A 14,300-nucleotide genomic window follows, 5' to 3' on the forward strand; every position below is an offset into this window, starting at 1 on the left:
TTCGACGCGCCTTGCGCCGCGCCGTGAGGTCCCCATGACGTCATCCGCATCGATCGCACCCACGCCATCAGCTTCAGCCGCCGATGCCGACCTTCTGAGCGCGCTGCTTGCGCCGGAACGTCTCACCGCCGTGGTCGATATCGGCGCCAATCCGCTCGACGTTCCGCCCTACGTGCCGCTGCTGCAGAAGCGGCTATGCCGGCTGTTCGGCTTCGAGCCGCAGCCCAGCGCGTTGGCCGAGCTGAATGCCCGCAAGAGCGAGCTCGAAACCTATCTGCCTTACGTCATTGGCAATGGCGAGCAGGCCCGCCTTCGCGTCTGTGCTGCGCCGGGGATGACCAGCCTGCTGGAGCCTGATCCCGTGATGCTGAAGCACTTTCAGGGCTTCAGCGAATGGGGCCGCATCATCGCCGACAGCAAGATCGCGACCCACCGGCTCGATGATATCGGCGAGATCGATGAGATGGACTATCTCAAGATCGACGTGCAGGGCTCGGAGCTTGCGATCTTCCAGAACGGGCGGCGGCGGCTCGCGGACGCGGTCGTCGTCCAGACCGAGGTCTCGTTTCTCCCGCTGTACAAGCAGCAGCCGGTGTTCGGCGAGATCGACCTCGAGCTGCGCAGCCAGGGCTTCATTCCCCATGCCCTGATGGCGATCAACAAACGCATGATCTGGCCGATGCGCGGCACCAATCCCTATGAGGCGTTCAATCAGCTGCTTGAGGCCGACGCCGTCTATGTCCGCGATTTCACCAAGGCCGACGCGATGAACTACGAGCAGCTCAAGCATCTCGCGCTGGTCGCCCATCACTGCTACGGCTCCTTCGATCTCGCGGCGATCTGCATCCAGCATCTGCTCAACCGCGATGCGATCGTCCCGCAGGCGGGAAGCCGCTATTTCGAGCTCGCCGCGGCACAGCGCGCCGCCGCCAAAACCGGCTGAGAGGCCGGCTGAGACGGCAAGAAAACAGCCGGGCCCCGATCGAGAGCCCGGCTGCTGATGTCTTGCGTGAAATCGTGATCCGGATCGTCCCGGATCACGATCTCATGTTGGCGTTATTTCGCGCCGCCGGTGACGCCCGTGCAGCCGTCGGTCTGCGTACCCGACGTGCTGGAGGCCGCGATCGCGCTCGGCAGGCCGCCGGCCGCGCTCGAGATCAGATAGGCATTCAGGATGTTGGTGGCCCACACGCCGTCGAGCTCGTGGAAGCCGTTGTTGCGGATGACCCGGGCGACATTCGGATCATAGCCGGGGTTGTCGGAGTTCGATGCCGCCGGATTGTAGTTGGGCAGCCCGGTGACCGATCCGCCGAAGAACCAGGCGAGCCAGTTCTTCACGGCGGGTACCCGCGTCCCGGTCGTGTCGGCGTAGCAGCTATACACGTTGAGGAAGCTCGCGCCGGTGATCGGATAGTCGGCCTGCGACTGCAGCGGGATGCCGATCACGGACAGGCCGTCATAGGTCACGCCGCCGACGACGGTGCCGGCGGGATACACCTGGGCATACAGGTTCCAGGCATCATAGCTGCTGCTGACGTCGGGGGCGGTCAGGTTGGTGAATGCCTGTTGGGCATTGTTCGGCGTCGGCGGCACGAAGTTCAGCGCCCTGCCGTTGCTGCCCACCTGGCCCGGATGATAGACGCCGAGCAGGCGCTGCTGTTCGTTCTGGATGCTGGCCGACAGCGGAGCCGCCGCGGAGATCGTGGTGCCGGCGATTTCCTCGGTCACGGTCTGCGCATAGGGCTGGGTGTAGTCGGCGCTGAGATAGCCGATCCGGCCGGCGAAGCGCGGGTCGGTGCCGATCTTGAGCGCTTCGTGGTTGCTGCCCGAGGCGCTGATCCAGCGCGGATCCGGACGTTCCTCGTCGTCATCCACGTCGTAGGGGTCGCTCTGGTCGGAGCTCTTCACCGCCTTGATGTTGTCGAGCAGGCGGACGAATTTGCCCGACGGCAGGTTGGCGGTGGCGCTGCCGCCGACGCCGACCCCGGTGAATATCTTCTTGTAGTTGTAGGTGCCGGTCGGGTCGAGCAGCGGGCAGAGGTTGGCGAGGTAGTTGGTCAGGATGAAGCTCGCGCCGGCATCATCCGCACGGTAGACCACCTTGATCGGCAGCCGGCCGCTGGTATAGGCGACCGGGGTCAGCGCGCCGTTGGTGTTGGCGTCGTAGAAGTGCTGGAATTGCTGCACACCGTTGGCGTCGAGCGCGGGGATCAGCGTCGAGGTGTCGTGCCAGTCGGTCACGGTCGCCGAGAAGATCGCGCAGAGCTGGGCAGCCGAGAGCTGGATCGCTCCGCCGGCCTGGCTGTTCGGCGACAGCGCCGACTGGTTGGTCCAGGTCACGCCCGAGGCGGAATTGGCGGTGTTGACCGAGATCGCAACCGGGACCTCCATGGCCGGGACCTGGATCGGCGCGCCGACGGCCGAGCTGTTGAAGCTGGCGTTCGATTTGCTCAGGGCGCCGATCAGCAGCGTGTTCTGCCAATTGGTCGACGGGACGAAATTGCTGAACGAGATGGTGGTCAGGCTTGCAATCGAGCTGGCGAGCGGCGCGTCGCTGGCGGCGAAGTCGAGCCGCGGATAGGGATAGCTCTTGAAGGCCGAATTGGCGGTGTCGCGGAACGGCGGCTTGGCCGAGGGCTTGCGCACCACGGCCGGCGCGGAGTCCGGGCTGCCGCGGAACAGCTGCCGCGCGTCGTCGGCGATGTAGGCGCGCTGGCCGTTGCCGGAGCCGACGGCGGCGAACAATCCCTCGACCGAGGTCGAGACGAGGGTGCAGCTGGTCGGCAGCAGGTTCGGGCTCGGTGTTGCGGTGGTGAAGCTCGGCGAGAACGCCTGGCCGTCATTGGCCAGCGTCGCGCCCGCATAGCAGTCGAAGATCTGCCGCAGCGCCAGCGACGACAGCGTGCTGCCGCCGCCGTAGATGCCGGTTTGGGCCGCAGCCGGTTGCTGGGCTCCGATCATGGCGGCGGCCGACAACACGACCAGCGAGGTCGTGCCCAGCACGCGTTCGGCGAACGATTTCGTCTTCATGATAACCTTCCCTGTTTTTGTTGCGTGACACAGCAGCGCCGCGCGACCGCCTGACGGCCGAGTGATGTCCGGAATGTCTTGTTCGATGGCTGTGAATGGGACGGCGATGAAGAAGACCTTGCGGGAACGTCTCAAGACAATCGAAGCTGTTCGCCGCGCAGAGCGAACAGCCCAGCGCGTCGTCGTCGGCATCGGCGCCGATGTGGCTCACACCCCTTAGACAATTTGAGCCGGCGCGATGCGCAGCTGGCTTGCGGTGATTTTTCGGGTGGGTGAATTCTCGGATGCCCGGGTGGCGCGATCCGATGTGAAAGCTGGATTACAATAAGGATGGCGGTGCGGAGCGAGACATTCGCCGATGCCGCAATTGATCTTGAACCCGCGGCTATCCAACGCGAGTGCGAGGCTGTAATGAGGGCGCTGGCCGCGTGCGTCGGGGGGCGCCGGCGGCCCGCGTTCGACCGGAGATGCTTGTCTCCGGGCGATCGAACTTGCGCAATAACGATGGATTTGACGTGGCGAAGACCAAGAAGGCCCGCGCGGTTGCTGGCGCGAAGAAGAACAGCAAGGGATCGACGCGTTCCGGGATCTCATCCTCCTCGCCACTCGGCATGCTGGCGCTGCATCTTCTCGAGCAATGGAAGAAGTCCGGGCGCGACGGCATCGTTTTTCTTGCGGAGAGCGAGAACCGAGCGGAGCGCCTCGGCAGCGTGCTGCATTCGCTCGATCCGTCGCTCGAGGTGCTGGTGTTCCCGAGGCTGAATACCTTGCCGTTTGACGGGCTGGAGCCGTCGCGCGAGATCGCCGGCCGGCGGAGTTCGGTGTTGCGGCGTCTTGCGAAAAGCAGGAAGCCGGTCTTCCTGGTGTCGACGGCCGAGGCGATCATGGAACGGTTGCCGTTGCCCGCGAGCTGGAGCCGCCTCAGCATCAGCCTGAAGGTCGGTGCGCGCTATTCCGAGCAGGATCTCAAGGATCGTCTGGAAGCGCTGGGATACGATCTCGACGAAGAGGCGGATTGTCCCGGAAGCGTGCTGTTCCACGGAATGACGTTCGAAGTGTTTCCTGCCGGTTCCCTTGGGCCGTACAGAATCGAGCATTCCGGTGGCGTGATCCGCAGGATAGCGGGCGTCGATCCCAACGAGCACGACGTCGTCTTCGATACCCAGGAATTGCTCATCGATCCGATGTCGGAACGGATCGCGTTGGGAGGCAAGCGGGCCCAGCGGGCGGCGCTGCCGGATTATTGTGAGCCCGCCCGCTGGATCGCAGACGCGGGAGTTTCAGGTCACGCCGATAGCTGGCTGAGCACGATCAAGGAGGCGGCCGGCCGCAGAGAGGCGGACCGCGAGTATTTCGGCCCTGGCGACTGGAAGCGGCTGAACAAATCTATGAGTGCGCTGCCTCGCAAGGCGGCCTTCACCCCGACGCCTGATTTCTCGAAGGTCGCCTCGTCGCGAAAAGCGCTCCGCGCATTTGTCGCCGACACGCAGCGCGCCGGATCGCGGCTGCTGTTCGTTGCGGCGGTGGAGGACGATCTGCGCGCGATGGAGCGCATGAGCGGGATCAAGGCGGAGCGCGTCGCCGACTGGAGCGAGGCGGCGAAGGGCCGGGGTGGCGAAGCAGCGCTGCTGGCCGACTTCGACACCGGCTTCATCGGTGCGGGCCGCAAGCCGCTTGTGGTCGTCACGGCGACCGACGTGCTCGGCAGCCGGGCGCATCATCCGCAGCCGATGGCCAGGGCCTTTAGTGCGGCTTTCGATCATCCCGACGTGCCGGAGCGCGGCGCGGTCGTCGTTCATCTGCCACGCGGGTTGGCCGTGCTCGATGGTTTGCAGACCTACGACATGGGGAAGGGATCATCGCGCGAGATGATCCGCCTGGCATTTGCCGGGGATGACGCCGTGCTCGTTCCGCCCGCCGACCTTGCGCTGATCTGGCCGTATGCGGCGGAGCGCGGCAGGCTGACATTGGACAAGGCGGACGGCAGCACGTGGTGGGCGCGGCGGACCAGGGCGGAGCAGGAAATTCAACTTGCCGCCAAGGCGCTTGCCAAGCACATCGCGCAACGCCGCCGACGGCGCGCTCCCAGGCTGGTCGCGCCCGGACCCGCATACGAGCGGTTCGTCGCGCGCTTTCCGTATTTCACGACCGTCGACCAGGCGAAGGCAATCCGGGACGTGCTGGATGATCTTGCCTCGGGTCATCCGATGGACCGGGTCGTCTGCGGCGACGTCGGGTTTGGCAAGACCGAGGTTGCCTTGCGCGCGGCGGCGGCTGTTGCCCTGTCAGGCAAGCAGGTTGCCGTCGTCGTGCCGACGACCGTTCTGGCGAGACAGCACGTCGTGACGTTCCGCAAGCGGTTTGCCCCGCTCGGCATCGAAGTCGGAAGCCTGTCGCGCGCGACGTCGACTGCGGAGATGAAGCAGACCAAGGAAGCCCTGCGAAGCGGAAAGATGAAGGTCGTGGTCGGCACGCAGGCGATCGCAGCGAAGGACGTGAAATTCGCCAAGCTCAGCCTGGTCGTTGTCGACGAAGAGCAGCACTTCGGGGCGGCGGAGAAGGCGAAGCTTTCCGGCCTGGCGAAGAGCGTCCATACGCTCTGGATGAGTGCCACGCCGATCCCGCGCACGCTCGCGGCAGGTCTCGCCGGATTCAGGGACCTGAGCGTGATCGCATCCCCGCCGGTGCATCGGCTTCCGGTCGTGACCAAGATCGCGCCGCTTTCGGACGCCGCCATTGCCGCTGCACTGCTGCGCGAGCAGCGACGTCACGGGCAAAGCTTCCTGATCTGTCCGCGCATCCAGGATCTCGATCCGCTGTTGGCGCGCGTGCAGGCGGTGGCGCCGGAGCTGCGGATCGTCTGCCTGCACGGCAAGCTGCCGGCCGATGAGCTTGACGACCGAATGATGAGCTTTGTCGAAGGCGAGGCCGACGTGTTGCTGGCGACCAACATCGTGGAAAGCGGTCTCGACATTCCGCGGGCGAACACCATCGTGGTCTGTTGGCCGGAAAAGTTTGGTCTGGCACAGCTCCACCAACTCAGGGGGCGGGTGGGGCGCGGTGGCACGCGCGCCTTCGCGTCCATGCTGACGGAATCGAACTCGGAGCAATCGGGCAAGCGTTTGGCCGTGCTCGAGGAGTTCAGCAGACCGGGCGCCGGCTTTGCGATCAGCGAGCGCGATCTGGACCTCAGAGGCGCCGGAGATCTGCTTTCCGAGCGGCAATCCGGCCACGTGCAGGTGTTCGGGCCGGTGCTCTATAGCCACCTTCTGAAGCAGGCCTCGGAGAAGGCGAACGACCGCTCCGCCGATCTGTGGGTGCCCGATCTCAACCTTCCACTCGCGGATCTGCTGCCCAGGAGTTATGTGCAATCGGAATCCATGCGCCTTGAAATCTATGGCCGCGTCGCGAGGTGCCGGAGCGAGGACGATCTGGAAGATCTGGAAGAAGAGACCTCTCGCCGCTTCGGCAAGCTGCCGTCGGCCGCCCGGGATTTCTTCACGGCGGCAAGGCTCAGGATCGATTGCAAGCGGCGAGGCATCGTGAGGCTCGACGTCGGGCCGGAGGCCGTCGCAGCGACGTTTCTGCCGGGGAGGCTGCCTAAATCAAGAGCACGATCGCTCCAGCGCGACGGCGATCGCGTCTTCTATTCAGGCAAGACAAACGAACCGCCGTTCGAGCGGGTCGATGATCTGCTCGACATCTTGGACGAGTGAGTACGACGTTACTCCTGACCAAGCCTTCGTCGTTGGCGTTCCCCGGTGCGAACGATCACGCCGCCGCTTCGCAGCGCTTGCTGACTCTCTTCAGCGACGAGTCTCGTGACTGAATCGGACTGCATCGCGTCTTGTGAGCGCATCGCGCGTGCAGTGGAGATATTTTATCGCGCGGTGGCCACGGAGAACAAATCAACTGATCCCGCGCGCTGACATCGCGGTGACATGTAGCGCCGGTAGTGCACATGTGAGGCGGTCCGTCCGCCGTCTTCCAGCCTGCTCCGAGCAATCGGAATGCCCCCTTCCAGGCGCGAGTCGACGGTATTTGAGGCGGGCTATGTCATTCAGATACCGGGGTTTTCAGGCCGAAAAATTGTGCACCGAGCCGGAATCAGCGGCGCCGGAACGGGCTCCGATTTCGCTTTCTCCATAGGAAGACGCGTTTTGCACACCGTTCCGCCCGGTGTTGCCCGAACTTGTGCCCGCTAGCGGTATCTCAGATATTCTTTTTGTATTTCAATGACTTGCAGATATGCCGCAGTTCAAATACCCGTGATATTTGTGCAACATTTGCCCGAAAACAGCCGTAACTTACCTCAACGCGAGCGGTCTTTTGTTGCGTGATCGGGGGGCTTCTGTCTCTTATGGAACTGCGACGGAGGGGGGCATCCCAAGGTCGTCCCGTTTTAGGTGGTTCGCTTAAGTCCCTCGCGTTCATGCGGGTGTGTCCGAAGGCGCGAAGCGACTGAGCGGGGATTTAAGGGACAAAGGGAACCAACCTAGGGTGTTTTACCCGGCGGATCCGGAACCTTCCCTGAGATAGAGCAACTTGGAGGTTTAACATGAAGATGGTTAAGAGCCTTATCCTCGGCTCGGCGGCGGCTCTCGTCGCGGTCGGCGGAGCTCAGGCGGCCGATCTTCCCGTCAAGGCCAAAGCGGTCGAGTACGTGAAGGTTTGCTCCCTGTATGGTCCCGGTTTCTACTACATCCCGGGCACCGATACCTGTATCAAGCTGGGCGGCTACCTGCGTGTGGACGTTTTGGCGAACACCAACTCGGACAACACGGGCAACACCTCGGGCGCTGGCGCGGCGAACAACCGCTTCACCAACGGCTACACCTGGCGCTCTCGTGAAGACCTGAACATCGATACGCGCACCGCGACCGAGTACGGCGTCGTCCGTACCTTCTTCGATGCGACGTTCTCGTGGACGACCGACACCTACGCCGGCCAAGGCAACGGCGCGACCGTTTACTCGCCGATCGGCACTGCGTCGGCTCCGAACAACGCCAACTCCGGCGGCGTTGCAGGCGGTACGGTTGGCGTCTACTACGCCTTCATCCAGTTCGCCGGCTTCACCATGGGTAAGGCGGTCTCGCAGTTCTCGGCTCCGTGGGCCAACTATCCGGGCAACAACTTCGACGGTCTCGTCGGCGGCGGCGGTACGATCACTGGTGTGAACCAGTTCACCTACACCGCTCAGTTCGGCAACGGCGTGTCGCTGTCTCTGTCGGCTCAGGATCAGACGGCTTACTATCAGGCTGGTGTGGCCAATCTTGGCGCCCTCAGCCCGATTGGTGCTGCTATCGGCGCTACCGGTCCTTTCGGCGCGAGCGATTACGCTGGCACGATCGCACCGGACTTCGTCGCGATGCTGCGCGTCGACCAGGCTTGGGGTCTGTTCCAGGCGTCGTTCGCGGCGCATGACAACCACGCGGCCTACTACGGCGGCACTGAGTTGACCGGCCATCCGGACGACAGATGGGGTTGGGCAGGTCAGTTGGCCTTGTCGATCAAGAACCTCCCGACCGGACCTGGCGACACCATCAACTTGCAAGGCGTCTATACGGACGGTGCGACGCGCTACAACATCCAGGACCTTGCCGGTTCGGCTGGTGGGAACACCATTTATGGTGGCACCAATCTGCCCGGCGCCTATCAGAGCGTAGGGTTCGGCATTGCGCCTGACTCGGTGTTCGCGACCGGAACCCAGCAGCAGCTGGTTCAGACCTGGGGCTTCCGCGGTGCATACGTGCACAACTGGAACCCCTACTGGAACACGTCGATCTACGGTGCTTATGCTGCTGTCATGTATAACGACACGGCCAAGACGCTCATCTGCGGTGTTGGCGGCGTGGGTGGTTCGCTCCGGAGCGCACTTGCTCCCGCGGGCAGCGGAGCTGCTATAACGACCTGCAACCCCGACTACAACATTGCGCAGATCGGCACGCAGACCCAGTGGACCCCGGTCAAGAACCTGACCTTCACGGCAGACCTGACCTACACCCATCTGGATCAGAAGGCCGAAGGTACAGTCGTGGCGCCCAGCACTCCCATTGGCAAGCCCACAGCTTTGTACGAGCTGAAGGACCAGAATACGCTTCTCCTGATGCTCCGCGCTCAGCGCAACTGGTAATACCGGTTGACCTGATTGCAAGCTAACAGAGCCCCCGGTGGAAACGCCGGGGGTTTTGCTTTGCCCGGTGGTGACTGCTCGCTAGCCATTTTTCTTTCGCGCGACGTCATAATTGGGTCATTGACGCAGACCCATCCACGGCGGACGTTTGTCCTGCCATGACGGTAGCCCAACGAATAGTTCGTATAATCCGCGAGCAGCCAGGTCTCACAGAGCGCCAACTTGCTGAGCGCATCTTCGGGGAGGGAGCCTCCATACAGCGCGTCAATCCAACGTGCCGAAAGCTAGTGGCGATGGGTTGGCTGGAACGACATGGCCGAGGATGGGCGGCAGACCCGTTCACCTATCATCCTGCGAAACCTAACCTCTGAGCCGAGAGAGTTCAGCTGATCCGTTCATCTCGACGAAGGGCTATGCAAAAGGGATCGCAAGGATTCGAAAATGCTCATAGGGAGCGTCTATAAGGCGAGTTACAAATTGATCTAACGCTCGTTAAACGAGCGCTCCAGCATAACGAAATTCTATGACATTGAAGCTTGTTCTCCCCGGAATTCCACAAGCCGATAAAGAACTTTTAAGCCCATAGTTGTTCTGCTGGCGTGTGTCAGAGACAACAAAAAGCCCTGTCCTCCAGCCACTTCTTAGTCTGCTAGCGACCGTGGACGTTCACGCTTGTTCGAAAACGCGCTTGAATGGCTGCGACGCATTGATGTAGTCCGTCAGGAGATCGGAGCGCCCAATGTCCACCACCAACAAGCTGACGCTCAATTTCCGCTGCCCGGCGGGGCTTGAGGGGCTAATACCGCGGCCCATTCCGGCAGCGCAGGGCATTCCCGACTGGCTCAAGGCCATGCCGGCGACGGCCTTCTCCTCGATCAATCTGCACGACGAGGACACCATCAAGCGCTGCCCGCCATTCGTGGACGCGATGACCTGCGGGTTCCTGCTGCCACTGGTCTGCGATCTCAAGGTCGCGGACGGCGAAATCACCTGGGATCACGACCTGCCGCCGGGAGGTACACCTGAATTTCCGCGTTCGCCGATCGGATTTCACGATCCGGGTCAGGTCAGCGGCACACCCTTGTTCGAAGCGGGCCGCTTCTTTCTCAAATTCCACAATCTGTGGACCGTCGAGGCGCCTGAAGGCTACGCGATCTACTTCACGCATCCCGTCAACCGCTTCGATCTGCCGTTCACCACGCTCAGCGGCCTGGTCAATTCGGACCTCTATACCGACAACTGGGTGCACTTCCCGGCTTACTGGCACGACCGGAATTTCCGAGGTGTCCTCCGCAAGGGGACTCCCATCGCGCAATGCATTCCGGTCAAGCGCGACGACTGGACTGCGCAGGCATCGTCATTCACCGCGGAAGAAGCCAAGCGCGTCGGCGAGTTCAGGGGTGAGCTCAAACGACAGCCCAACCTCTACCGCAGAAACTTCAGGGCCTGAGGCGCGACGAGATTTCGTTCGATCCGCTCAGCCTGCTTCCCCGCCGAGGAATTTCGCAGCGTCGCTCTGCGCGAAGAAGAAGCGGCCACGCGATCCTGCGGCCATGACGAACGCCGCGCGTCCCAGAAGCTGGGGCTGACCACGAATGACGGAGCGCAGCGCCGCCTCGGCAGCGTCGCGCTCACCCTGCTCGAAGAGCGATGTGGCAAGGTAGGCGCGGGTCGAGCGATCGTCAGGGTACTGGGCGAGCACGCGGCGGAAAGCATCCGCGGCCGCGGCGTAGTCGCCATGCAGGACCAGGACCCGCCCGAGCTGGTTGAGAATATCGGGGCGTCCCGGCGCAGCATCGCGCGCGGCGGTCAGGACATGCGCAGCCCGCGCGAAGTCATCGGTATCATGCAGCAGCCGCCCGAGATCAAGCTTCAGATCGACGCTGTCGGGGGCCAGCGCCAGGCCGGCCTCGACCGTGTCGATCGCCTCGTCGTATTGACCGGCCTTGGCAAGCTGCCCGGCGAGTTCCTGAAATGAAGGGAGATATGGCGGGCGGCGTGCAACCGTGCGCCGAAGCTGTGCCAAGCCGTCCGTGGCCCGCCCCGCACCGCACAACAATGCGCCAAGCAAGGTCTCGACCTCGCCATCGTCGCCGCGGCGCGCAACCCGCTCGAGCGGCGCAATCGCCTCGGCTTCCCGCTTCTGTCCCCTCAAAGCATGGGCGAGCAGAAGCGCTGCGTTCCTGTCTGTGCGGCTGGATTTCAGGATGTTGACTGCAATCTGCTCCGCCTGAGCGAATTGCTGCGTTCGTAACGCCATTGCACCTTGTTGCAGCGCTTGAGCGAGGAAATTGTTTTGCCTGCCACTCACGGGAAGCTTCCGGAGGATGCGAGAGAGAATGTCGTTGAGCCTTAGCCCGCGTCCCTCTGCGCGTCCATCAAAAGTCTCGTGAAAGCACGACATGAGGACAACCGGAGCAATCCGCTTGCGACGCGCTACAACATCCACGACCTCAGTGGTCCGGCTGGCGCCAACACCATCTTCGGCGGCACCGGTGCGCCAAGACCCTCGTCCGCGCCCCGGCGGCAACGGTGTGGGTGGTACTTGGGGTGCTGTTCCTCTGTGCGGCTGTCGCAGGCATCACCTCCTGCAACCCGGACTACAGCATCGCGCAGATCGGCACGCAGACCCAGTGGACCCCCGTCAAGAACCTGACCTTCACGGGTGACTTGACCTACACCCATCTGGATCAGAAATTTGCCGGTACGGTCGCCTTCCCGGGCAGCGCCGCTCTCGGCAAGCCGGCTGCGATTTACGAGCTGAAGAATCAGAACACCCTGACCATGATGCTCAAAGTCCAGCGCAACTGGTGATCCCGGTTGATCTGACAAAGATCTAACAGAGCCCCCGGCGCCAAAACGCCGGGGGTTTTGCTTTGCAGAGCTCGCTCTCGCCGATCAGGCGGCGAGCATGTCGCGCACCAGCGGCACCACCTTGCGGCCATAGAGCTCGATGCTCTTCATCAGCTTCTCATGCGGCAGCGGGCCCGCCGAATATTTCAGCTGGAAGCGCGCAGCGCCGAGCGCCTTCACGGTCGCCGCGATCTTGCGGGCGACGGTTTCCGGTCCGCCGACATAGAGCGAGCCGTGTTCGGCCTCGGCCACGAACTCGTCGCGGCTCATCGGCGGCCAGCCGCGCTCCTTGCCGATCCGGTCACGCATGACCTTGTAGTCGGGCCACAGTTCTTCCCGAGCTTGCGCGTCCGTCTCGGCGACGTAGCCTGGCGAATGCACGCCGATCGGCTTCGGCGTCCGGCCGAACTGCTGGTAGGCGCGCTGGTGCAGGTCGACATAGGGCGCAAAGCGCTTGGGATCGCCGCCGATGATGGCGAGCATCAGCGGCAGGTCGTAATGCGCCGCGCGCACCACCGATTCGGGGCTGCCGCCGACGCCGATCCAGGTCTTCAGCCGGCCGTGCTCGACCGGCGGATAGACCGACTGGCCGTTGAGCGGCGGCCGCAGCTTGCCCTCCCAGCTCACCGGCTCCTGCTTCAGGAGCTCGGTGAACAGGTCGAGCTTCTCCTCGAACAACTCGTTGTATTGCCGGAGGTCGAAGCCGAACAGCGGGAACGATTCGGTGAACGAGCCGCGGCCGAGGATCACCTCGGCGCGGCCGTTCGAGACCGCGTCTACGGTCGCGAAGCGCTGGAAGACGCGGATCGGATCGTCCGAGCTCAGCACGGTCACCGCCGAGCCGAGGCGGATATTGTTGGTGCGCGCGGCGATGGCCGCCAGCACGGTCTCGGGGGAGGAGATCGCGAAGTCGGCCCGGTGGTGCTCGCCAAGCCCGATGAAATCGATCCCGAGCTGATCGGCCAGCACCGCCTCGTCGACGACGTTGCGGATCACCTGGGCGTGGGGCAGCGGCGCGCCGGCAGCGTCCTTGGTGACGTCGCCGAATGTGTCGAGCCCGAATTCGAGAGAGGTGGTCATCACATAGTCCAGTTGTCGGCGTGGCGGAGGATCCGCCACGGGCCACCCATCGCACGCAGGCCGAAAGGTCGTATTGCTGCGGAGATGTCCGCAAGCCTGCGCTGTGGAGCCTTCGGTTGGAGATACAGTGCAGGTATTGCCTGTTCGCCGGCCGGCAAGGTCACGCTGCGAAACGCAGCGTTTCCAGGTCGCTTGTATCCGGCCTGCGCCGGGGCTGCGGCGATCAGCCCGGGATGACCAGGAAGCCGGCCCGCGGGAAATGCACCACGACCTCGCCTGCGCGTTCGTCGGACCGGCGGATCGCGACGTGCTGTGCCGACAGCGAGACGATCTCGCCGCGGACCGGGATCTTGCCGTAGTCATCCGGCATCACGCTGACGATGTCGCCGGGCTTGCGACCGTTCGGATCCAAGGGATCGCCGAAAACCGGCGTCTCCGGCTGTGCCTTCGCCGCGATCTCGAGCGCGTCGGCTGACGACATTTCGGTGCGCGCGCCGTGACCGATGCCGCGCACGCGCTCCTCCCAGGCCGTAGCGCGCGGGAAGGGCTTCATGATCTCGTCCATCGTCGCGACACTTTGCCGGGCGTACCACACGTTCATGTAGGCGCTGACGTCGGCGAGGCTGAACTCGCCGAACAGCCAGGATCGGCCATCGCCAAGTTGCGCCTCGATCCAGTCGACATGGGCGCGGAATTGGTCGCGCATCTGCGGCAGCGCCGCGGTCATGGCAGCGACATCGAACTTGGCGCCGCGCAGCTTCTCGCGATCCTCGATGAAATCCTGCGGGACCTTGTCGCCGATGAAGCCGAACGCAAGGGTGACCGTGTTCTGGAAGAACGGCCGGTCGGTCCACATGCCGAGCGCCCAGGGCATCCCGGCATGGCCTGCGGGAAACAGCGTCGGCGTCGGATAGCGCCGCTCCAGCTCGCGGATGATGATTTGGGTGTCGCAATAGATGTCCGCGCCGATCTGCATCGTCGGCGTGCGGCGATAGCCGCCGGTCATTGGCATCAGATCCGGCCGCGGCATGATCCGGGAAATCCGTACCGAGTTCCAGGCCAGCTTCTTGAAGCCGAAGATGATGCGGATCTTCTCGGAGAACGGCGATTGATCGAAATGATGCAGGATCGGCGTGGGCTGCGACATGGCCTTCTCCCGGGACAGGGCTGCGATCTCCTCGGATATTCTCGCACAGCCTGACAA

The 14,300-nt window shown here is 63.6% G+C and carries 9 protein-coding genes; 5 read left to right on the plus strand and 4 right to left on the minus strand.

Going from position 1 to position 14,300, the window contains the following annotated elements; translation table 11 throughout:
- The first annotated feature begins 34 nt into the window (after positions 1-34).
- A complete protein-coding gene (locus tag ACVIGA_RS32825; protein WP_456669253.1) occupies positions 35-943 on the plus strand; it encodes an FkbM family methyltransferase in 909 nt (302 codons plus the stop codon).
- Positions 944-1,056: 113 nt separating this feature from the next.
- Here ACVIGA_RS32825 and ACVIGA_RS32830 read toward each other — a convergent pair whose 3' ends face one another.
- The gene (locus ACVIGA_RS32830; RefSeq protein WP_456669254.1) at positions 1,057-3,030 is read right to left on the minus strand and encodes a substrate-binding domain-containing protein; all 1,974 of its coding nucleotides are present in this window, start codon (positions 3,028-3,030) and stop codon (positions 1,057-1,059) included.
- A gap of 611 nt (positions 3,031-3,641) precedes the next feature.
- Here ACVIGA_RS32830 and ACVIGA_RS32835 point away from each other — a divergent pair.
- From ACVIGA_RS32835 to ACVIGA_RS32845, 3 genes are all read left to right on the plus strand, one after another.
- Positions 3,642-6,746: a DEAD/DEAH box helicase gene (locus ACVIGA_RS32835; protein WP_456670941.1), complete on the plus strand. Its 3,105-nt coding sequence runs from the start codon at positions 3,642-3,644 to the stop codon at positions 6,744-6,746.
- Between the two features lie 842 nt (positions 6,747-7,588).
- Positions 7,589-9,163 carry a porin gene (locus tag ACVIGA_RS32840; RefSeq protein WP_456669255.1) on the plus strand — a complete coding sequence of 525 codons (1,575 nt, stop codon included), beginning with the start codon at positions 7,589-7,591 and terminating at the stop codon, positions 9,161-9,163.
- Positions 9,164-9,902: 739 nt separating this feature from the next.
- On the plus strand, positions 9,903-10,613 hold the full coding sequence (locus tag ACVIGA_RS32845; protein WP_456669256.1) for a hypothetical protein: 711 nt from the start codon (positions 9,903-9,905) through the stop codon (positions 10,611-10,613).
- Positions 10,614-10,640: 27 nt separating this feature from the next.
- Here the strand turns inward: ACVIGA_RS32845 and ACVIGA_RS32850 are convergent, their stop codons facing one another.
- Complete coding sequence (locus ACVIGA_RS32850) at positions 10,641-11,423, minus strand: tetratricopeptide repeat protein (RefSeq protein ID WP_456670942.1); 783 nt, start codon at positions 11,421-11,423, stop codon at positions 10,641-10,643.
- A gap of 272 nt (positions 11,424-11,695) precedes the next feature.
- Here ACVIGA_RS32850 and ACVIGA_RS32855 point away from each other — a divergent pair, with 272 nt between their 5' ends.
- Entirely contained in the window at positions 11,696-11,977 is a 282-nt protein-coding gene (locus ACVIGA_RS32855) for a porin (RefSeq protein ID WP_456669257.1), read from the plus strand.
- A gap of 84 nt (positions 11,978-12,061) precedes the next feature.
- Here the strand turns inward: ACVIGA_RS32855 and ACVIGA_RS32860 are convergent, their stop codons facing one another.
- Positions 12,062-13,096: an LLM class flavin-dependent oxidoreductase gene (locus ACVIGA_RS32860; RefSeq protein WP_456669258.1), complete on the minus strand. Its 1,035-nt coding sequence runs from the start codon at positions 13,094-13,096 to the stop codon at positions 12,062-12,064.
- A 223-nt stretch (positions 13,097-13,319) separates the two neighbouring features.
- Entirely contained in the window at positions 13,320-14,243 is a 924-nt protein-coding gene (locus ACVIGA_RS32865) for a glutathione S-transferase family protein (RefSeq protein ID WP_456669259.1), read from the minus strand.
- Positions 14,244-14,300 lie beyond the last annotated feature (57 nt).

The sequence above is a fragment of the Bradyrhizobium sp. USDA 3240 genome (genome assembly GCF_054063295.1).

What these genes read in the sequence shown, in the direction of transcription:
- ACVIGA_RS32825 (WP_456669253.1), top strand. Translation starts at nt 35, where the DNA reads ATGACGTCATCCGCATCGATCGCACCCACGCCATCAGCTTCAGCCGCC.
- ACVIGA_RS32830 (WP_456669254.1), bottom strand. Translation starts at nt 3,030, where the DNA reads ATGAAGACGAAATCGTTCGCCGAACGCGTGCTGGGCACGACCTCGCTG.
- ACVIGA_RS32835 (WP_456670941.1), top strand. Translation starts at nt 3,642, where the DNA reads ATGCTGGCGCTGCATCTTCTCGAGCAATGGAAGAAGTCCGGGCGCGAC.
- ACVIGA_RS32840 (WP_456669255.1), top strand. Translation starts at nt 7,589, where the DNA reads ATGAAGATGGTTAAGAGCCTTATCCTCGGCTCGGCGGCGGCTCTCGTC.
- ACVIGA_RS32845 (WP_456669256.1), top strand. Translation starts at nt 9,903, where the DNA reads ATGTCCACCACCAACAAGCTGACGCTCAATTTCCGCTGCCCGGCGGGG.
- ACVIGA_RS32850 (WP_456670942.1), bottom strand. Translation starts at nt 11,423, where the DNA reads ATGGCGTTACGAACGCAGCAATTCGCTCAGGCGGAGCAGATTGCAGTC.
- ACVIGA_RS32860 (WP_456669258.1), bottom strand. Translation starts at nt 13,096, where the DNA reads ATGACCACCTCTCTCGAATTCGGGCTCGACACATTCGGCGACGTCACC.
- ACVIGA_RS32865 (WP_456669259.1), bottom strand. Translation starts at nt 14,243, where the DNA reads ATGTCGCAGCCCACGCCGATCCTGCATCATTTCGATCAATCGCCGTTC.